This window comes from Enterobacter sp. PTB, from assembly GCF_051130085.1.
Taxonomy (GTDB): Bacteria; Pseudomonadota; Gammaproteobacteria; order Enterobacterales; family Enterobacteriaceae; genus Enterobacter; species Enterobacter ludwigii.
Genome location: NZ_JBDKEE010000003.1, coordinates 70,017 through 89,128, shown reverse-complemented (window position 1 = coordinate 89,128; position 19,112 = coordinate 70,017). Strand labels below are relative to the sequence as shown.

Here is a 19,112-nt window from a genome sequence, read left to right as displayed (position 1 = left end):
AAACGCCTGCTATACGCGAGGCGTAGTAATGCTGCTTTTTACATGTGCCAGTGCGCTTTCAAGCGGCACCGCACTGCGTGAAATCTTGGCCTGCAGGTTCGCGCCTAACCAGAGGGCGTATAAAACCTGCGCCTGGGTTAAGGGTTCGCCGGGAAAAGTCAGCGTTTTTTCATCGCGGCCTTTCTCCAGCGCCTGTGCCATGAGGGCGATAACCCCGCGGGCCCCTTTATCCATTGCTGTGCGCATATCTTCTGAAAGATCGCACACTTCGGCAGAAAGTTTTACCGTCAGGCAACCGCTGATGATGCCCTGCTGACAGAACTGGTTCAGCGTTTCCTGATAGAAGTGCAGAACACGATCGCGATAATTACCTTCGCCCGTGGCAAAGTGAGCTGCCAGGCGCTGATGGTAGCTGGCATAGTGCCGCTCCAGCATTGCCACGCCAAACGCCTCTTTGGACCGGAAGTAGTGATAAAATGACCCCTTCGGTACCTCAGCGGTTTTTAATAACTCGCTCAACCCCATACCGGTGAACCCGCGATGCATGCAAAGTCGCTCGCCGGTCGCCAGTAAATGTTCTCGGGTATCGTGTTCTGTATTTCTGCTCATGGCCGCACTCTAATAGACCGTTCGGTCTATTGCAAGCGTGTTCAGTGGCGACATGCGTTCAGAATATCCAGCTGCTGTTGATAAACCTTTGATTTAATGTCCATCATACCCAATACAGTAGAGAACAAATTGTCCTGCGAAACCGCATTTTTTGCTGCATAGTCACGTAAACACTGCGCGTTGACGCCGAAATTTTTCGCATAGTCTGGTGATAGCCAGAACATAAACGGAATGTGCGTTTGTTGCTCTGGTGCCAGCAGATACGGCGTGCCGTGCAGATAAATCCCGCTTTCGCCCAGCGACTCCCCGTGATCCGAAAGGTAAATCAGGGCTGTATTCATGCTCGCCTGACGCGCTTTCAGAGCATCGATGGTTTTGCTGACCATGCTGTCGGTATACAGGATGGTATTGTCATAGGTATTCATCAGCGCCTGGTGATCGCAATCCTGAATTTCATTGGTATCGCAGGTTGGCGTAAATTTGCGGAAATTATCCGGATAACGGCGATAGTATGCCGGGCCGTGGCTGCCCATCAGGTGGATGACCAGTACGGAGTCCTGCTTCAGGCCATCCAGGACATTATCCAGACGGGTGAAGTTCACATCGTCAATGCAGGAGTTGTCTTTGCAGAACTGATCGAGTTTCCACTGGGTCATGTCGGTATGGGGAACGCGATCGCAGGCGCCTTTACAACCGCCATCATTGTCACGCCACAGCATATTGATCCCCGCATGGGCGAGCACGTCCAGCAACCCTTCCTGGTGATGGGCCAGGTCGGCATCGTATTTACTGCGCGTCATACCGGAGAACATGCAGGGCACGGAGACGGCTGTTTCGGTGCCGCAGGAGGAGGCCTGCGGGAAGTTAATCACATCCTGCTTTTTCAGCTCGGGGTTTGTTTCACGCCCGTAGCCATTCAACGAGTAGTTCGCGGCACGTGACGCTTCGCCGATGACCAGCACCAGAACGGTTTTCTTTTGTTGGCCTGCAATCAGCGGCCCTTTATGGGCATCTTCACCGATCCGGACCAGCGTTTGATCGCCTGCAAACCAGCGCATTTTGCTGTATTTGACCATCGCGCTGACATAGTTCGCGGGGGTCACCATTTTGACGATGCTTTTGTTATTGCGAAACAGCGACGCATAGTCTTTATAAAACAGGGCGGCGATGAGGATGATAACCAGCAGGGCGCCGAGCATTGCGGCAAAACGGGTCAGCAGGGCGTACCACCATTTCCCGGTGCGAATGCGGGTCATGGCCAGTACCACGGACGGAACAAGACCGGCAACGACAATCCACAGGATCATCTGCGGCGTCACCAGGGCAGTGGCTTCCTGAGAGTTGGTTTCAAACACGTTAACAATCATGTTCTGATCGATAACCGCGCCGTAGGTATACATAAAGTAGGTCGCGGCGGCGCATCCGACGGTCAAGACAATCAGCAGCGGCTTACGGATAAACGGGATATTAAGCAGACTAAAAACAATGACCCAGCCGCAAAACAGCACCAGTGGAACGGACGCGGCAAAGAGGACGTCATGGATATGCGCGGGCGCGATAATTGCCCAGCTACGCTGAATAAACAGCGCGTTTAATACGGTAAAGAAAAGTGCACAGCCCAGAGTAAATTTTATATCGTTACATTGTAACTTTTTGATTGGCCACATCGATCAGAAAACCTGCAATTTTAATGATGGGGCGAGTATAGAGAACGAAGATTAGTGAAACCTTAATGCCACAAAACTGTGGTAAAGCCCTTGCACGCGGGACGTTTAGCGTCTTCACTGTAGGTGATAGTCGTTATCGGGAGGTGAGTGTGGCAGAGCAACTGGAGTTTTTCCCCATCCAGAGCCCGTGCCGGGGTATTTGTCAGGTGGATGAACGCGGATATTGCCGTGGCTGCATGCGCACGCGCGATGAGCGTTTTAACTGGCAACACTTCAGCGACACGCAGAAACAGGAGGTGCTCCGTCTCTGTCGACAGCGACTTCTGCGCAAAATACGCGCAAACAAAGCCGGTGACACCGAAGAACCCCAGCAACCTTCACTGTTTTAACACGGTAATTGCGTATACTCATGACATCACGTCCTTGAGGAAAATGTTATGGTTCAGCGAATTACCCTTGCCCCCCAGGGGCCAGAATTCTCCCGCTTTGTGATGGGCTACTGGCGCCTGATGGACTGGAATATGTCCCCCCTCCAGCTGGCAAGCTTTATTGAAGAGCATCTCGACTTAGGGATCACCACGGTCGATCACGCTGATATTTACGGTGGCTATCAGTGTGAAGCCGCGTTCGGCGAGGCACTCAAACTGGTTCCTGCGTTACGCGAACGCATGGAGATCGTCACCAAATGCGGGATTGCCACGACGGCAAAACCGGAACATGCTCTCGGCCATTACATTACCGACAGCGCGCACATCATTAAGAGCGCCGAACAGTCGCTGGTTAACCTGGCGACCGATCATATCGATCTGTTGCTGATCCACCGCCCCGATCCGTTGATGGATGCCGATGAGGTGGCCGAAGCGTTTCTGAATCTGCATCAAAGCGGCAAAGTGCGTCATTTCGGCGTATCAAACTTTACCCCTGCACAGTTTGCGCTGCTGCAGTCTCGTCTGCCGTTTACCCTGGCCACCAACCAGGTTGAAATTTCTCCGGTTCATCAGCCGCTGTTGCTGGATGGCACGCTCGATCAGCTTCAGCAGTTGCGTATCCGTCCGATGGCGTGGTCGTGTCTGGGCGGCGGACGTCTGTTTAATGATGATGAATTCCAGCCGCTGCGCACTGAGCTTGAGACCATTGCCCGCGAACTGAATGCCGGGAGCATCGAACAGGTGGTGTACGCGTGGATCCTGCGTCTGCCGTCAAAACCACTGCCGATCATTGGCTCGGGCAAAATTGAACGCGTACGCGCCGCCATTGCCGCGGAAGAGTTGCAGATGACCCGTCAGCAGTGGTTCCGCATCCGCAAAGCGGCGCTGGGTTACGACGTCCCGTAACCGGTAAAACGTGACTTTCCGGTGAAATCTTTTCCCCCTGGTATAAACTTAAGGGGCAAAAAACAACCCGTGGAGGTCATATGAAGCGTTTTACTCTGGCTCTCGTCACGCTGGTGGTCTGTGCAGGTGCGCAGGCGGCCAGTGATGAAGTGGAAATGAATCTCGTCACCTCTCAGGGTGTAGGTCAGTCCATCGGCACGGTGAAAATCACTGAAACCGACAAGGGACTGGAATTCGCGCCCAATCTCAAAGCCCTTCCTCCTGGTGAACATGGTTTCCATGTCCATGCCAACGGTAGCTGTCAGCCCGCATTAAAAGAGGGTAAAGCCTCGGCTGCGGAGGCGGCAGGCGGCCACCTCGACCCACAACATACCGGTAAGCATGAAGGTCCTGACGGTATGGGACATCTGGGCGATTTGCCGGTGCTGGTGGTGAATAACGACGGCAAAGCCACGGATCCCGTCGTCGCGCCGCGGCTGAAAAAGCTGGATGAAGTGAAAGGCAAGGCGCTGATGATCCACGTCGGCGGCGACAATATGTCCGATCAGCCAAAACCGCTTGGCGGTGGCGGGGCTCGCTATGCCTGCGGGGTGATGTGATCCCCAATTGTACCCGGAGCCGGTGCCTGTTCCAGCTGCGACAGTGAGCAGTGCAGGCGCCAGATTATCGAGGCTAAATCTCGTGCTGCAGGCGAGTGGTGGTGCGCAAGGGTATCGCAAATTCGCTGAAGTTCAGCAAGCGTGGTTTCCAGTGGCCGTTGCTGGACACCGCGTTCGCTCATGACATCGCGTAGCAGGGTGATGCAGACATCACGAACCTGCGACAGCGGGTCGGAACGTGTTTCCCATGCCCTAAGTTGCCAGACCACGTGAGAGCAGTTCAACAGCACCACGCCCCAGCGCAACAGCCAGCGGCGCGAAAGGGAGTCCTGGCTGTTATTGAGCTGGCTGACATAGTGATAGACCAGCGATTCATACTCACTTTCACGTAAATGCGGTTTTCGACTCAACTGGTCGACAAAACCTCTGCGTAACTCGCGGATATGCCGGCGACTCTTGCGCGCATCTGAACCCGGACGTAACACCGCAAATGCCAGCCACGCCAGCCCAACGCCAAGGATCTTCGCCAGATTATCATTGAGAAAATCGGCGTAGTCATAAACCGGCGGGTTAGTGACGGAGATAAACGAGCCCATAAATACAATCAGCTGTCCCCACAGCCCCGCGAGTTTGGGCATTTGCAGCTTCAGCAACTGCATGGTGGTTAACAGCGGGAACAGGAACAGAAGGAACTGCCACAGGTCGCTTATCTGCACCATCAACCCAAACTTCACGGCAAAACTAAACAGCGAAAGCAGCACCAGGGTGCGTAGCAGCAGCGTGAGGGAGTTGAACGGTGACGCGGCGACGGAGTACAGCACGCAGCTGATAGCAGCAAGCGTCAGGGCCGCAGGGCCTGACTCCCACTGGGTGGTGATACTCCACGCGCCAACCAGCGTGAGCGCGCAAAAGGTACGAAAACCACTCCACAGTGCCTCCATCGAGTCTGTGTGTCGTGCCAGCGCCGGGCTACCGGGGACAGCGAACTCGGTGACCGGGGTGGCATTTTCCACGGCGTTAATCCAGCGGCTGCTGCGCAGATACAACCGGCAAAAATAGTTGAGACGCTGCCAGAAGGCGCGGTGACGGTAATCGTACTCATCTACTGGCGCGAGCGGGGCGATAATCTTCGCGACGGTGTAGATGTCGGCATCCGGGCGTGCAAGCGCCGCAAGCAGCGTTTCAATCACGGTGCGCGTATGCGCAGGGGGTGTAGGCCAGTTGAGCAGCATCCGGCGCAGGCTGGAGATTGAACTGGTCATACGCAACTGCTGATGCAACAGATAGTTCAGCAGGGTGTTCTGACGACGAAAGCGATAGTGGCTCCAGAAGGCCTGAATGCGTAACAGATTCATGGTCAGGATCTGGCCGATCACCTTTTCGTGCGCAAGACGGATGTCGTCGTTGGTATCCGGTTGCCAGAGCAGGCTTGCGTGCTCCAGTAAACGAGTATGCATGGTCTTCAGGGCGGTAATAAGCGCGGTGCCATCGGAAGTGCTCGGCAGGATCATCATCATGAAACCGCCGCTCAGAATACCGACAATTACTTCGCAGACGCGCGCCTGAGCGATGTCCCACAGCTCGGTGGTATCGAGCACATTCACCACCGGAAAGGCGATAATGGCGGCGGTATAGCCAGCCAGCTGGAAGGCATAGGCAACGTTATTCGTAAAGTGCGCGCAGGCCCAGGTACAAAAGCCCAGCCATATCGCCATGCTCAACAAAAAAAGCCACGGATCGTTCAGCGTATGACCTGCAATGATTAACGCTGCGGTGGCACCCAACAGGCTGCCAGCAATACGTCCAAGACTTTTGCTGATCACCCCGCCGACGGTGGGGAAACTCACCACCGCGGCAGAGGTCATTGCCCAGTAGGGCTGATCAAGGTTGAGGTAATAGGCGACAGTCAGCGCCAGACACATCGCAATGCCATTACGCAGCGCATAGCGCCACTGCGGACGTGTCGCTTTCATCCACGGCGTATTTCGCCAGGAGAAGGCCTGCAGGTTCATCAACGGGTCCCGATGGCGACGGTGCAGGTTGTGCCGGAGACCAGCGTCATGCCCTGCGGTAAATGGTCAAACTCCACACGAACCGGTACGCGCTGGGCCAGACGCACCCACGGCACGTTCGGTTTGATGTCCGGTACCAGGCCTGAATCCATTTCAACACTCTGATCGTAGATGGCGCGGCCAATGCTGGAGACGTGACCCTGTAACCTCTGCGAGCCGCTGTAAAGCGTAATGGTAGCGGGAGACCCTTCGCGAATATGGCGAAGCTTGGTCTCTTCAAAATAACCCACCACATAGAACGAGTGGCTGTCGACAAGGGCGAAAACGGGTTGCCCGGCGGTGGCATAATTCCCCACGCGGGCTGACAGGTTGGTGATCCATCCATCGACTGGCGCGGTAATAACGGTTTGTGTCAGCTCCCACTGCGCCTGTTTGAGCGTAGCCTCCGCGACGTTCACGCTCGCCTGCATGGCCTTAACGTTGATATTGGCAGTATCTAAATCTTCTGCGGAAATATAGTTGCGCGACAAATGCCGGCGGCGATTGGCTTCGTTATTGGCTTTTGCTAAATCAGACTGGGCCTTCGCCAGCTGTGCCTGGGCGTTAAGGATCGCAATATGATAGGGGGTGTCGTCGATACGGAATAACACGTCACCCTTTTTAACGTACTGGTTATCTCTCACAACAAGCGTCGTGATGCTGCCCGATACCTGAGGGGTAATGCTGACCTGCTCAGCCCGCACTTTGCCGTCACGTGTCCAGGGTGACTGCATATAAAAATTCCAGAGCCACCACCCGGCAACCAGGGCCAGGGCAAGAACAATCAGCGTGGAAAAGTACTTCAGCGTTTTCAGGGGCATATTCACCACACAATCAAGACAGCAAGGCCCAGGCATACGGAAAGGGCAAACAGGGAGAGGTCCATTAACATGGGGTGCCAAATCTCGCCGGAGTACATCCAGTCGCGAAGCAGGCGATGGGCTATGAGCCAAATCATAAAGCCGACCAGGACGGCCTTAAACAAGGGCGGAAAGTAGACTGACGCACCGAAAATCAGGTCCTGAAGGGGGAGTCCCACGGAGCTTTGAAAAAACGTCACGGGCAGAGATCCTTTGCAGTGAACAAAATGCCGCGAGGGCGAGTCTTAATCTGATGGAACATCACAATTCAGTGTAAGTCATCCTTTTAAGTTCGATGAATGCAGTATTGCATTTGTTTTGCCAATACAAATGCTGCACACTATTCTAAAATCAGTATAATAACTTAGCAAGCTAATTATAAGGAGATGAAATTGGAATCGCCATTAGGTTCTGATCTGGCAAGGTTGGTACGCGTCTGGCGTGCTCTGATTGACCATCGCCTGAAACCTCTGGAATTGACACAGACGCACTGGGTCACGCTGCATAACATTCATCAGCTGCCACCCGACCAGTCACAAATTCAACTGGCAAAAGCGATCGGCATTGAGCAACCGTCACTGGTACGTACGCTTGACCAACTGGAAGAGAAAGGACTCATCTCCCGGCAAACCTGCGCCAGCGATCGTCGCGCTAAGCGGATTAAGCTCACTGAGAAAGCGGCCCCTATCATTACTGAAATGGAAGCCGTTATCACCAAAACGCGCGGCGAAATCCTTTCCGGGGTTTCACCCGCAGAGCTTGAACTGCTCATCAGCCTCATTGGACGCCTCGAGCAGAACATCCATGAGCTGCAGTCACGCGACTGACACCATCACAAGGCCTTGCAGCAGCAAGGCCTTTTTTACCTCGACACAACGACACGGTTACGCCCGGTCTCTTTCGCTTCATACATCGCCTTGTCAGCATTCTCCACGCACGCTTCAGCGGTCGTCGTCGGAGAGGTGGCGGTAAACACCCCCATGCTAATCGTGATGGATTCAGGTAACTGACCCCCGCTGCTGACCTTATCAAAACTGCTCAGCTTTAGCCGTATGCGTTCAGCCACCTGGTACGCTGCTTCCGACGAAGTATTGGTCAGCATCAGGACAAATTCTTCCCCACCAATACGTGCCGCGATGTCCTGCGGGCGGACGGAATCCATCAGCAGGTTGGCGACAAACTGCAATACTTTGTCTCCCTGCAGATGGCCGTAGCAGTCGTTGATGCGCTTAAAACGGTCGAGATCGCTGACGATAACCGACACAGGGTGGTTGGCTTTGCTGATGCTGAGTGCCTGATTTAAGGCGTCGTAAAAATAACTGCGGTTGTAGAGGCGCGTCAGCGGGTCGCGGATCGAGTTCTGATAAGACTGCTGATACTTTATGTGCGAGTCGCGATACAGGTTAAAGACGTCGTACAGCAGGACAAAAATAATCATCAGCGTCGCCACGGTTTCGAATAAGCGAGCGTGATACCAGGACGTGTCCTCAGCATGCCCGCCGGCTAACAGTAATGAGAGCGTCAGGACATAACAAACACATAAGAAATTACCGCCAACCCAAAAAAGATTCCGCACCCGGGTAATCGTCATTAACGTTGCTAATGCCACAACCCAGAGAAGAATCAAAAAGATATTTATGACCTGGCTCCAGAGAACCATAAATTGCCGGGTTTCATTATCCACCAGATCCAGCGTTATCAGTGCCGAGTGGCTGGAGCAGAACCAGGCCAGGGCGACCATAGAAACCGTAAACAGCATTGTACCGATAACCACGGCAATATGCGCGGGGCGTGAAAGGGGATAATCCCGAATAGAATAGAGCAAGGCTGAGACTATTATCAGCACCGCCATAAGAATATGACGGAACATAAAGAAGATCATGGCGTCGTTATAGTCGACAACATTGAACTGATAGAGATCCAGCCATGACGGGAAGCTGGACAGGGTACCGGCCATCAGCATCGTCGACCCGGCAAAGGCCGAGGCGAGGGCGATAAGGTACAACCGCCGTCTGTCGCACCAGTATTTCATGACCATGAAGCAGGCAATAAACAGGTGGAATACCAGCAAAAATATGGTAAGTGTCGGGAATAGCAGCGGTGAGAATGAAGGGACTAATTCGACCAGTTTTACAAAGAGACCTTGTAATATTCCAACGACGACGATGCATCCAAAACAGAATGTAATATAAGGGTTTTTAAAATATCGTTGTAGTGCAAGCATAGGGATTTGACGGAATAATAAAATTAAAAAATGTAAAGTAAGAAAGAGAGTAACAGGCGTGGAGAGTAAATACTTTGCGCAGGAACAAGATATACCGCGCTTAATGATTCATGGCGGGAATGTTTTTTGTAAATATATTGCTGATAATTATATTATATGTAAATAGATTTGTTTACTGGCTTCGCTAAACGGATTTGTTAAATGGATTTGTTAAATGGATGTGGTCTGATGACCACATCCAGTTTGAATTAGCGTGGAGAAACGGTGACCTGGCTTCCGTTGCTCGCCAGAACAACGCGCTGGCCAGCAGAGAAACGGGTATTACCTTGTTTCTGTACTACCATGATGGTGCTGCCGTCATCTTTACGGATTTCCAGTTCTACGCCCTGGCTTTTGTTCATTGCACCCTGAACGCCCTGGCCTGCAACACCACCCGCAACGGCACCTGCTGCCGTGGCCAGCGAACGACCCGTGCCACCGCCTACGGTATTACCGAGGAAGCCACCCAGCACAGCACCGCCGATGGCACCCATCACGTTGCTGTCATCGCCACCCTGAATTTGTACAGGGCGTGCGTTAACAACGGTACCGTAAGTGACGCTCTGAACCTGTTTGGCTTCAGAAGCGCTGTACACGTCGCCAGAAAGTGAACTGTCATTCACACAGCCTGCAAGGGTTAAACCGATCAGCGAAACGCCCAGTACACGTAAAATCATTTGAATCTCCTGTTCACCAAAAACGCCCGATGGCGGGCATCCGTTATGGCTAAATTATATGGCATAAGGGGCCATAGTTCATATCTTTGCACTAACAATAAGAAAATTGTACTTGAATTTAACTTAACGAGACATAAACGGGCACCCGGCAGGTCACCTGTTTGAGATTGTTAAAAAATATTATCGCCGGATAGCAAAGCGGCGCTGTTTATGGTTGAGTGGAGAGCATTAGCCCACGCAACGTAAGGAAAGCGCATGAAATCGGGTCGCTACATTGGTGTGATGTCGGGTACCAGTCTGGATGGCGTAGACGTCGTTCTGGCCGCTATTGATGAAAACATGGTGGCACAGCAGGCGAGCCTGACCTGGCCTATCCCCCTGGCGCTGAAAGAGGACATTCTCAGTGTCTGTCAGGGGCAGCAACTGACGCTTTCTCAGTTTGGTCAGCTTGATGTGCGGCTGGGGGCGCTGTTTGCCGATGCGGTACTGGCTCTGATGCATAAAGAAAAGCTTCGCCCGCAGGATGTCGTCGCCATCGGCTGTCACGGACAAACGGTCTGGCATGAGCCGGTCGGCGATGCACCGCATACCCTGCAAATCGGCGACAACAACCAGATTGTGGCGAAGACGGGCGTGACCGTAGTCGGTGATTTTCGGCGTCGCGATATTGCGCTTGGCGGGCAGGGCGCGCCGCTGGTGCCCGCTTTTCATCAGGCATTGTTGACCCATCCGACAGAGCGCCGAATGGTGCTGAACATTGGCGGTATCGCCAACCTGTCTCTGCTTATCCCGGATCAACCCGTACGCGGCTATGACACCGGCCCGGGTAACATGCTGATGGATGCCTGGATCTGGCGTCAGCGTGGTCAGGCGTATGATAAAGACGCGCAGTGGGCCAGCGAAGGCAAAGTGATCATCCCGCTGTTGCAGTCCATGCTAAGCGATCCGTACTTCGCTTTACCGGCGCCCAAAAGCACGGGGCGCGAATATTTCAACTATGGCTGGCTCGAACGTCAGCTGGCGCAGTTCCCGGCGCTTGCACCGCAGGATGTCCAGGCGACGCTCGCCGAGTTAACGGCAGTTTCGATATCGGAACAGGTTCTTCTCAGCGGTGGATGCGAACGCCTGCTGGTGTGCGGCGGCGGCAGTCGTAACCCGTTGGTGATGGCACGTCTTGCCGGGTTATTGCCGGGTACCGAGGTGACGACCACCGATGAAGCCGGCATCAGCGGCGATGATATGGAAGCGCTGGCCTTTGCCTGGCTTGCCTGGCGCACCATTGCCGGGCTGCCGGGCAATTTGCCGTCGGTGACTGGCGCACGTGAGGCCAGCGTCCTCGGGGCCATTTTCCCGGCGAATCCACGTCATAATCAGAGTTAACTGAAATTCAGCGCGGCGTGTGGTCGTTAGAATGGAATGAAACAGGAGGGCAGCCATGCCCTCCAGGACCAGGAAAGTCTTCGGAATACGCCCATGAAAAAACTTCTTCTTATTGCCGCGCCTTTATTGCTGTCAGGATGCAGCGTCTACAACCAGTTCCTTGATCGCATGCAGACCGATACCCTGGAGTATCGCTGTGATGAAAAACCGCTGACCGTTAAGCTGAACAATCCGCGTCAGGAAGCCAGTTTTGTCTACGACAACAAATTGCTCACCCTCAAGCAGGGCATTTCTGCCTCCGGCGCACGCTACACGGACGGAATTTATGTCTTCTGGTCGAAAGGCGACAGTGCCACCGTCTACAAACGCGACCGTATTGTGCTGAACAATTGCCAGCTCGAAAATCCGAAGCGTTGAGATTTTTACAGGGGCGGCGCACAATAGCGCCACCCAATGTCAATGTCAGCTAACGCCATGTCAGATAACGACGAACTGCAGCAAATTGCGCATCTGCGCCGTGAATACACCAAAGGCGGCCTGCGTCGCCAGGATCTTCCCGCCGAACCCCTCGTGCTTTTTGAACGCTGGCTGAAACAGGCCTGCGAAGCGAAACTCGCCGACCCAACGGCAATGGTTGTCGCAACGGTAGATGAAAACGGTCAACCGTATCAGCGTATCGTCCTGCTCAAACATTATGACGAGAAAGGCCTGGTGTTTTACACCAACCTGGGCAGTCGTAAGGCACACCATTTAGAAAACAATCCTCGTATCAGCCTGCTGTTCCCGTGGCATATGCTGGAGCGTCAGGTGATGGTCACCGGCAAAGCAGAGCGTCTCTCCACGCTGGAAGTGGTGAAGTATTTCCACAGCCGTCCGCGTGACAGCCAGATTGGTGCCTGGGTCTCAAAACAGTCCAGCCGTATTTCGGCGCGTGGCGTGCTTGAAAGCAAATTCCTCGAACTGAAGCAGAAATTCCAGCAGGGCGAAGTTCCGTTGCCCAGTTTCTGGGGGGGCTTCCGCATTCCGATCGAGCAGATGGAATTCTGGCAGGGCGGCGAACACCGTCTGCATGACCGCTTTTTATACCAGCGTGAAAATGGCGGCTGGAAAATCGACAGGCTGGCACCGTAATCGCCGAAATTTGTTGATTTAAGCGCTAGCGCAGGCCGCGCTTGCGCTTTATTCTATGTACCTTTCGCATCAGGCGAAAAGTCGTGTACCGGCAAAGGTGCAGTCGTTTATACATGGAGAATTTGATGGCAAGCAGTAACTTGATTAAACAATTGCAAGAGCGGGGCCTTGTGGCTCAGGTGACGGACGAGGAAGCGTTAGCAGAGCGACTGGCGCAAGGCCCGATCGCGCTCTATTGCGGCTTCGATCCTACCGCTGACAGCTTGCATTTGGGGCATCTTGTTCCATTGTTATGCCTGAAACGCTTCCAGATGGCGGGCCACAAGCCGGTCGCACTGGTTGGCGGCGCGACCGGTCTGATTGGCGACCCAAGCTTCAAAGCTGCCGAGCGTAAACTGAACACCGAAGACACCGTGCAGGAGTGGGTGGATAAGATCCGCAAACAGGTTGCGCCTTTCCTCGACTTTAACTGCGGTGACAACTCTGCGATTGCGGCCAACAACTATGACTGGTTTGGCGGCATGAACGTGCTGACCTTCCTGCGCGACATTGGCAAACACTTCTCTGTTAACCAGATGATTAACAAAGAAGCGGTGAAGCAGCGTCTGAACCGTGACGACCAGGGCATCTCCTTTACCGAGTTCTCCTACAACCTGCTGCAGGGTTATGACTTTGCCTGCCTGAATAAACTGCACGGCGTCTGCCTGCAGATTGGCGGCTCTGACCAGTGGGGCAACATCACGTCGGGTATCGATCTGACGCGTCGTCTGCACCAGAACCAGGTCTTCGGTCTGACCGTTCCACTGATCACCAAAGCCGACGGCACCAAATTTGGCAAAACCGAAGGCGGCGCGGTATGGCTTGATCCGAAGAAAACCAGCCCGTACAAATTCTACCAGTTCTGGATTAACACGGCGGATGCCGATGTTTATCGCTTCCTGAAGTTCTTCACCTTTATGGACATTGAGACGATCAATGCTCTGGAAGAAGAGGACAAAAACAGCGGTAAAGCGCCACGCGCTCAGTACGTACTGGCTGATGAAGTGACCAAACTGGTTCACGGTGAAGAAGGTCTGGCCGCGGCAAAACGCATTACTGCAAGCCTGTTCAATGGGACGCTGAGCGATCTGAGCGAAGCGGACTTCGAACAGCTGGCGCAGGATGGCGTGCCGATGGTTGAGATGGAAAAAGGTGCCGACCTGATGCAGGCGCTGGTGGACTCCGAGCTGCAGCCATCCCGCGGTCAGGCGCGTAAAACCATCGCCTCGAACGCTATCACCATTAACGGTGAAAAACAGGCCGACCCGGAATACACCTTCGCTGACAGCGATCGTCTGTATGGCCGCTACACGCTTCTGCGTCGCGGTAAGAAAAACTACTGTCTGGTCTGCTGGAAATAATTAAAAGTATCCAGGGGCGTGGGAAACCACGCCCCTTTTGTTTTTTCAGGCTTTGGTAAGTAAAAATGAAGAACATCCTCGCCATTCAGTCCCACGTTGTCTTTGGGCATGCTGGCAACAGCGCCGCGGAATTTCCGATGCGCCGCCTCGGTGCCAACGTCTGGCCCCTCAATACCGTGCAGTTCTCAAACCATACACAATACGGTCAATGGACCGGCTGCGTGATGCCGCCTTCGCACCTCACCGACATTGTGCAGGGCATTGCCAATATCGATCAGCTAAAACGCTGTGATGCGATACTGAGCGGATATCTCGGTTCGGCAGAGCAGGGAGAGCATATCCTGGGCATTGTCCACCAGGTGAAAGCGGCAAACCCGGCGGCGAAATACTTTTGTGATCCTGTTATGGGGCATCCGGAGAAAGGCTGTATCGTGGCCCCCGGCGTGGCTGAATTCCATGTGCGTCACGCGCTGCCGGCCAGCGATATTATTGCGCCGAACCTGATTGAGCTGGAAATTCTCTGCGAGCATCCGGTGAATAGCGTAGAAGAGGCGGTAAGCGCTTCTCGCGAGCTAATAGCCCAGGGGCCGGAGATTGTCCTGGTGAAACATCTCGCGCGCGCAGGGCTGAGCAGGGACCGTTTTGAGATGCTGCTGGTGACGAAAGACGAAGCCTGGCATATCAGCCGTCCGCTGGTGGACTTCGGCATGCGTCAGCCGGTGGGTGTCGGTGATGTGACAAGCGGTTTGCTGCTGGTGAAATTACTTCAGGGGGCCACGCTGCGGGATGCGCTTGAGCATGTGACTGCTGCGGTGTACGAAATCATGAAGGCGACGAAAGAGATGCAGGAGTATGAACTGCAGGTGGTCGCGGCACAGGATCGTATCGCGAAACCGGAGCATTACTTCAGCGCGACCCGGTTATAACGGTTCACATTCCTGTCAGCCGGGTAGCGACAGCGCCACCCGGCAATACAGTGCGCCGGTCAGTTCAACCCTTCTGCTTTAAGCGCTGCAGCCACCGCAGGACGCGCGGCTACGCGATCCATGTACGATGCAATGTGGTCCAGCCCGTCCATGTTGAGCTTAATGGCCCGCGCCCAGCGCAGCACGGTGAACAGATAGGCATCAGCAATTGTAAAACGCGCGCCTCCAATCCACTGATCGTCTTTCAGCGATGCGTTAACGTACTGCAGTTTTTTCTCCAGCTGAGCACGTACGGTCGGTTTGTACTCTTCCGGCGTCTCCGGACGGAACAGCGGGGTAAAGCCTTTGTGCAGCTCGGTCGCAATGTAGTTCATCCACTCCAGCGTTTTGTAGCGAGAAACCGTGCTTACCGGTGCCAGCAATTGCCTGTCGGGCACGCTATCGGCGAGGAATTGCATAATCGCCACGCCTTCGGTCAGTAGGGTACCGTCATCCAGCAGCAGAGCCGGAACTTGTCCCTTCGGGTTAATAGCAAAAAAATCATCGCCGTTTTCCAGGCGTTTTTTCATCAGGTCAACGCCATCCAGCGTGAAATCTTTGCCGCTCTCGCGCAGGGTAATGTGGGAAGCAAGAGAGCACGCGCCCGGTTTGTAGAACAGTTTCATCGGTAACTCCTTTTTGCTGAGGTTTCAGCTATGTTAGTGCGCGAACGGGTAAAAAAAAAGCCGCTAATACATTAGCGGCTTCTGTTCAGTCGTTTCTCAGTGACATTATGCGGTAGCGGTTTCGGTCGCTTTCGCCGTCTTGTCGTCGTCCTGAGTCATGCGATTCAGTTTCGGCGCAGTCAGCATCATCAGAACCGCGATAACCGCAGTAGCAATACCAATCTGCATGAACACGGTACCGTAGACGTTCAGAGAGACCAGTGGGTCAGTCACGTTATCCGGCACGGCCATCAGGTTTGCAATTTTACCTGCGATGATGGCGGCACCCGCAGTGGTCAGGAACCAGCTACCCATGATGAAGCCCATCAGACGCTGAGGAACCAGTTGTGCAACCATCGCCAGACCCAGACCGGAGATCATCAGTTCACCGATAGACTGCAGCGCGTAGCTCAGGATCAGCCAGTTAACGGAGACGATACCGGCGTCAGTCGCAAATTTCGTACCCAGCGGCAGTACCAGGAATGCGCCAGAACACAGCAGCATACCGATAGCAAATTTGTGCGGCATCGGCAGACGGTCGCCCATCTTGTTATAGATAGCAGCCAGAATCGGGCTACCAATCATGATCCAGAACGGGTTCAGGGCCTGATACTGTTCCGGCTCGAACGCGATACCCAGGATTGAGTGTTCAACGTTACGGATAGCGAAGAAGTTCAGAGACGTTGGCATCTGGCTGTACAGAACGAAGAAGATAATCGCTTCCAGCATCAGAATGAAGGCCACAATCATCTTACGACGAGCGGCACCCTGCATGGCGAAGGCTTCTTTCGCGAAGATGATCACGATACCCAGCGCAACCACACCCAGAACGGCACGCGCGATGCCCTGGTTATGCAGCAGCCAGGTCGCGATTGCCGCGAGGATCACCACGCCGACAATGGTCGCCAGCAGTTTGCCGATGTGAACCGGTTCGAAGTCTGGTTTGGAGCCGTAGTCTTTCACCCAGCGTTTGCAGAAGGCAAAGTTAACCACGGTGATCAGCATACCGACAACGGACAGGGAGAACGCAACGCTCCAGCCGAATTTAGCGGCCAGCCACGGGGTTGCCAGCATGGAGAAAAAGGAACCGATGTTCACGGACATGTAGTACATGGTGAATGCACCGTCCAGACGCGGGTCATCTTTGTTGTAACAGGTAGAGAGCAGGGAAGACGGGTTCGCTTTGAACAGACCGTTACCGACGGCGATAGTCGCCATACCCATATACACCACAGCGGCATCGTGACCAGACCATGCAACCAGTGCATAGCCAACGGCCAGGACAATCGCACCCAGCATAATGACACGTTTAGTCCCGAGGACTTTATCACCCAGCCAGCCGCCGATAGCGACCAGACCGTACACCAGGGCACTGAAAGAGGAGAACAGCGTAATGGAATCTGCTTCGGACATACCCAGCTGTTTTACCAGGTAAACCGCCATGATCCCTTGCAGGCCGTAATAACCAAAACGTTCCCATAACTCGATAGAGAAGATGAGATAGAACGCTTTAGGTTGTTTAAAAGCGTTAAGACTTACGCTTTCATCTGTTGGTTTATTGTTTGCAGTCGACACATATACCTCTTTTTTTACATCCCATATTAACGGGGGTGTTCATCGCGTGATGGCCGTAGTCCATCCGCCTTATAGTTATATTGGGAGGAGAAACGGCGGGTAATGTTCACTATCCTGCACCGTCTGGCAATACGTTTGTAATAATCTGTTACATATAACTGGGCCGCTATAATCGGCGGTTCATACAAATGTTATTCAGCGTTAAATTTCATACGATCTGTAAAGGGAGTTTTTTTGACTGGCATTCACCCGTATTTTGCCCTCAATGGCGATATGTTCTGCTATTTGAGGTTTATTGCAGTGATATAGCCCATATTCTGAAAAATAGCTGGTCTTATGTGTTGCTCATGATGAGTTTGATCTTGTCTGGCAAAGGGTGTACGCCGCTTTTAACAACAAAAATTCAACACGAAGTTATCAGGGTGATCTTGATCACAGATGTATAGAAATTTTCGGCTATGAAAAAAGTATTAACCTGTTTGAGCGTTAAAGGCTCGAACAAGTGATAAGGGAAGCGGTAATGAAGGCGGATAAATTATGGTCAAAAGAAGGTCTTCTGGTAGACCCTCTTTTGGTAAGGAATTGCCGTTGCGACATAAAACGAAAAGTGGAAGATATCAGGGATACACTTTCTCTTTGTACTCGCAAAGATCTTCGATAATACAGGAGCCACAGCGAGGCTTACGGGCAATACAGGTATAACGGCCATGGAGAATGAGCCAGTGATGGCAATCCACCTTAAATTCGGCGGGAACCACCTTTAGCAGTTTCTCTTCAACCTGCTCGACATTCTTGCCCGGTGCGAAGTTAGTGCGGTTAGAGACGCGGAAAATATGGGTATCAACGGCGATAGTCGGCCAGCCAAACGCGGTGTTAAGTACCACATTCGCAGTCTTACGTCCCACGCCGGGTAATGCTTCCAGCGCGGCGCGATCTTCCGGCACTTCACCCCCATGCTGTTCCAGCAGGATCCGGCAGGTTTTGATCACGTTCTCAGCCTTGCTGTTAAAGAGTCCAATGGTTTTGATATAGGACTTCACCCCGTCCACGCCCAGTTCCAGCATCGCTTTTGGCGTGTTGGCGACCGGATAAAGCAGGGCGGTCGCCTTATTAACGCTCACGTCGGTAGCCTGCGCAGAGAGCAGCACGGCGATCAACAGCTCGAACGGGGAGTTAAAATTCAGCTCCGTCGTCGGGTGTGGGTTCTCATCCCGCAGACGGGTCAGGATCGCAATGCGCTTTTCTTTATTCATGAGGCCTTCTCGGGTATCCCTTCCTGTACGCTGCGCTCAGCCGCGCGACGCTTACGTTTTTCATCAATCAGGTATTTTATCGCCAGCATCATGCCGAGGCCAATAAACGCGCCTGGCGGCAGCATGGCCAGCAGGAACGGCGTATCGGTGTGGAAGACTTCGATGCGCAGCGCTTTAGCCCAGCCGCCGAGCAGCGCATCTGCGCCATCAAACAGCGTTCCGTTACCCAGGATCTCACGCATTGAGCCGAGCACGAACATGGCACCGGTTGCCCCCATACCAATAGAGAAACCATCCAGAGCCGACATCGCCGGGCTGTTTTTTACGGCAAAAGCTTCCGCGCGCCCGACCACAATACAGTTGGTTACGATGAGGGGAATAAAGATCCCGAGCGACTGATACAGACCGAACGCATAAGCGTTAATCAGCATCTGGACGATACTCACCACCGACGCGATGATCATGACGTAAATCGGAATACGGATTTCCGATGGCGTCCAGCGGCGCAGGGCAGAGATGGACAGATTGGTCAGGGTGAGAACCAGCGTGGTTGCCAGCCCCAGACCCAGCGCGTTGGTGGCGGTGGATGTCACTGCCAGCAGCGGACACATCCCCAGCAGCTGTACCAGCGCGGAGTTGTTTTTCCACAATCCCTGGACGATAACCTCTTTAACCTGGCTCAT

At 53.6% G+C, this 19,112-nt stretch carries 20 protein-coding genes; 9 read left to right on the top strand and 11 right to left on the bottom strand.

Translation table 11 applies throughout. From position 1 onward, the window contains the following. Positions 1–9: 9 nt before the first annotated feature. Positions 10–609 (bottom strand): TetR/AcrR family transcriptional regulator, encoded by a 600-nt coding sequence (locus AAIR21_RS04560; protein WP_014169778.1) that lies wholly within the window; start codon positions 607–609, stop codon positions 10–12. 41 nt (positions 610–650) lie between these two features. Then, complete coding sequence (gene eptA / locus AAIR21_RS04555; RefSeq protein WP_047955503.1) at positions 651–2,276, bottom strand: phosphoethanolamine transferase EptA; 1,626 nt, start codon at positions 2,274–2,276, stop codon at positions 651–653. 149 nt (positions 2,277–2,425) lie between these two features. On the opposite strand from eptA, the gene AAIR21_RS04550 reads away from it, so the two are divergent. The 3 genes from AAIR21_RS04550 to sodC all read left to right on the top strand — a co-directional run bounded on the left by AAIR21_RS04550 (position 2,426) and on the right by sodC (position 4,209). Beyond that, the gene (locus tag AAIR21_RS04550) at positions 2,426–2,665 is read left to right on the top strand and encodes a DUF1289 domain-containing protein (protein WP_020884337.1); all 240 of its coding nucleotides are present in this window, start codon (positions 2,426–2,428) and stop codon (positions 2,663–2,665) included. Positions 2,666–2,713: 48 nt separating this feature from the next. Continuing rightward, a complete protein-coding gene (locus AAIR21_RS04545; protein WP_014169781.1) occupies positions 2,714–3,610 on the top strand; it encodes an aldo/keto reductase in 897 nt (298 codons plus the stop codon). Positions 3,611–3,690: 80 nt separating this feature from the next. Then, entirely contained in the window at positions 3,691–4,209 is a 519-nt protein-coding gene (gene sodC / locus AAIR21_RS04540) for a superoxide dismutase [Cu-Zn] SodC (protein WP_020884336.1), read from the top strand. Here the strand turns inward: sodC and AAIR21_RS04535 are convergent. From AAIR21_RS04535 to AAIR21_RS04525, 3 genes are read right to left on the bottom strand one after another with little or no spacing between them, the layout of a single operon-like run. Next, a complete protein-coding gene (locus AAIR21_RS04535) occupies positions 4,188–6,221 on the bottom strand; it encodes an FUSC family protein (RefSeq protein ID WP_020884335.1) in 2,034 nt (677 codons plus the stop codon). The two genes, sodC and AAIR21_RS04535, sit on opposite strands and share 22 nt — an antisense overlap. Continuing rightward, positions 6,221–7,081, bottom strand: a complete 861-nt coding sequence (locus AAIR21_RS04530; RefSeq protein WP_183516418.1) for an efflux RND transporter periplasmic adaptor subunit — start codon at positions 7,079–7,081, stop codon at positions 6,221–6,223. Before AAIR21_RS04530 ends, AAIR21_RS04535 begins: the two co-directional genes overlap by 1 nt. Before the next feature lie 2 nt (positions 7,082–7,083). Beyond that, on the bottom strand, positions 7,084–7,320 hold the full coding sequence (locus AAIR21_RS04525; protein WP_020884333.1) for a DUF1656 domain-containing protein: 237 nt from the start codon (positions 7,318–7,320) through the stop codon (positions 7,084–7,086). A gap of 186 nt (positions 7,321–7,506) precedes the next feature. On the opposite strand from AAIR21_RS04525, the gene slyA reads away from it, so the two are divergent. After that, positions 7,507–7,947 (top strand): transcriptional regulator SlyA, encoded by a 441-nt coding sequence (slyA, locus tag AAIR21_RS04520; protein WP_014169785.1) that lies wholly within the window; start codon positions 7,507–7,509, stop codon positions 7,945–7,947. A gap of 35 nt (positions 7,948–7,982) precedes the next feature. Here slyA and AAIR21_RS04515 read toward each other — a convergent pair whose 3' ends face one another. Beyond that, a complete protein-coding gene (locus AAIR21_RS04515; protein ID WP_047744553.1) occupies positions 7,983–9,344 on the bottom strand; it encodes a sensor domain-containing diguanylate cyclase in 1,362 nt (453 codons plus the stop codon). 248 nt (positions 9,345–9,592) lie between these two features. Continuing rightward, positions 9,593–10,060, bottom strand: coding sequence for an outer membrane lipoprotein SlyB (gene slyB / locus AAIR21_RS04510; protein WP_014169789.1), 468 nt, complete (start codon positions 10,058–10,060; stop codon positions 9,593–9,595). Between the two features lie 255 nt (positions 10,061–10,315). On the opposite strand from slyB, the gene anmK reads away from it, so the two are divergent. From anmK to pdxY, 5 genes are all read left to right on the top strand, one after another. Next, on the top strand, positions 10,316–11,440 hold the full coding sequence (gene anmK / locus AAIR21_RS04505) for an anhydro-N-acetylmuramic acid kinase (protein WP_079231116.1): 1,125 nt from the start codon (positions 10,316–10,318) through the stop codon (positions 11,438–11,440). 93 nt (positions 11,441–11,533) lie between these two features. Beyond that, positions 11,534–11,857 carry a C-type lysozyme inhibitor gene (gene mliC / locus AAIR21_RS04500; RefSeq protein WP_020884329.1) on the top strand — a complete coding sequence of 108 codons (324 nt, stop codon included), beginning with the start codon at positions 11,534–11,536 and terminating at the stop codon, positions 11,855–11,857. 57 nt (positions 11,858–11,914) lie between these two features. Then, positions 11,915–12,571 (top strand): pyridoxamine 5'-phosphate oxidase, encoded by a 657-nt coding sequence (gene pdxH / locus AAIR21_RS04495; protein WP_025204349.1) that lies wholly within the window; start codon positions 11,915–11,917, stop codon positions 12,569–12,571. Positions 12,572–12,696: 125 nt separating this feature from the next. Then, positions 12,697–13,971 (top strand): tyrosine--tRNA ligase, encoded by a 1,275-nt coding sequence (gene tyrS, locus AAIR21_RS04490; protein ID WP_020884327.1) that lies wholly within the window; start codon positions 12,697–12,699, stop codon positions 13,969–13,971. Positions 13,972–14,036: 65 nt separating this feature from the next. Continuing rightward, positions 14,037–14,897 carry a pyridoxal kinase PdxY gene (gene pdxY, locus AAIR21_RS04485; protein ID WP_138013773.1) on the top strand — a complete coding sequence of 287 codons (861 nt, stop codon included), beginning with the start codon at positions 14,037–14,039 and terminating at the stop codon, positions 14,895–14,897. A gap of 59 nt (positions 14,898–14,956) precedes the next feature. On the opposite strand, the gene gstA is transcribed toward pdxY, so the two are convergent. From gstA to AAIR21_RS04465, 4 genes are all read right to left on the bottom strand, one after another. Continuing rightward, the gene (gene gstA / locus AAIR21_RS04480) at positions 14,957–15,562 is read right to left on the bottom strand and encodes a glutathione transferase GstA (protein ID WP_014169795.1); all 606 of its coding nucleotides are present in this window, start codon (positions 15,560–15,562) and stop codon (positions 14,957–14,959) included. Positions 15,563–15,667: 105 nt separating this feature from the next. Further along, entirely contained in the window at positions 15,668–17,176 is a 1,509-nt protein-coding gene (gene dtpA, locus AAIR21_RS04475) for a dipeptide/tripeptide permease DtpA (RefSeq protein WP_014169796.1), read from the bottom strand. 617 nt (positions 17,177–17,793) lie between these two features. Next, the gene (gene nth / locus AAIR21_RS04470) at positions 17,794–18,429 is read right to left on the bottom strand and encodes an endonuclease III (RefSeq protein ID WP_014169797.1); all 636 of its coding nucleotides are present in this window, start codon (positions 18,427–18,429) and stop codon (positions 17,794–17,796) included. After that, positions 18,426–19,112, bottom strand: coding sequence for an electron transport complex subunit E (locus AAIR21_RS04465; RefSeq protein ID WP_020884326.1), 687 nt, complete (start codon positions 19,110–19,112; stop codon positions 18,426–18,428). Before AAIR21_RS04465 ends, nth begins: the two co-directional genes overlap by 4 nt.

Bases quoted from the DNA above. Each gene is read 5' to 3' on its own strand.
- AAIR21_RS04560 (WP_014169778.1), bottom strand. From the start codon at position 609: ATGAGCAGAAATACAGAACACGATACCCGAGAACATTTACTGGCGACC.
- eptA (WP_047955503.1), bottom strand. From the start codon at position 2,276: ATGTGGCCAATCAAAAAGTTACAATGTAACGATATAAAATTTACTCTG.
- AAIR21_RS04545 (WP_014169781.1), top strand. From the start codon at position 2,714: ATGGTTCAGCGAATTACCCTTGCCCCCCAGGGGCCAGAATTCTCCCGC.
- sodC (WP_020884336.1), top strand. From the start codon at position 3,691: ATGAAGCGTTTTACTCTGGCTCTCGTCACGCTGGTGGTCTGTGCAGGT.
- AAIR21_RS04535 (WP_020884335.1), bottom strand. From the start codon at position 6,221: ATGAACCTGCAGGCCTTCTCCTGGCGAAATACGCCGTGGATGAAAGCG.
- AAIR21_RS04530 (WP_183516418.1), bottom strand. From the start codon at position 7,081: ATGCCCCTGAAAACGCTGAAGTACTTTTCCACGCTGATTGTTCTTGCC.
- slyA (WP_014169785.1), top strand. From the start codon at position 7,507: ATGAAATTGGAATCGCCATTAGGTTCTGATCTGGCAAGGTTGGTACGC.
- AAIR21_RS04515 (WP_047744553.1), bottom strand. From the start codon at position 9,344: ATGCTTGCACTACAACGATATTTTAAAAACCCTTATATTACATTCTGT.
- slyB (WP_014169789.1), bottom strand. From the start codon at position 10,060: ATGATTTTACGTGTACTGGGCGTTTCGCTGATCGGTTTAACCCTTGCA.
- anmK (WP_079231116.1), top strand. From the start codon at position 10,316: ATGAAATCGGGTCGCTACATTGGTGTGATGTCGGGTACCAGTCTGGAT.
- mliC (WP_020884329.1), top strand. From the start codon at position 11,534: ATGAAAAAACTTCTTCTTATTGCCGCGCCTTTATTGCTGTCAGGATGC.
- pdxH (WP_025204349.1), top strand. From the start codon at position 11,915: ATGTCAGATAACGACGAACTGCAGCAAATTGCGCATCTGCGCCGTGAA.
- tyrS (WP_020884327.1), top strand. From the start codon at position 12,697: ATGGCAAGCAGTAACTTGATTAAACAATTGCAAGAGCGGGGCCTTGTG.
- pdxY (WP_138013773.1), top strand. From the start codon at position 14,037: ATGAAGAACATCCTCGCCATTCAGTCCCACGTTGTCTTTGGGCATGCT.
- gstA (WP_014169795.1), bottom strand. From the start codon at position 15,562: ATGAAACTGTTCTACAAACCGGGCGCGTGCTCTCTTGCTTCCCACATT.
- nth (WP_014169797.1), bottom strand. From the start codon at position 18,429: ATGAATAAAGAAAAGCGCATTGCGATCCTGACCCGTCTGCGGGATGAG.
- AAIR21_RS04465 (WP_020884326.1), bottom strand. From the start codon at position 19,112: ATGAGCCAGGTTAAAGAGGTTATCGTCCAGGGATTGTGGAAAAACAAC.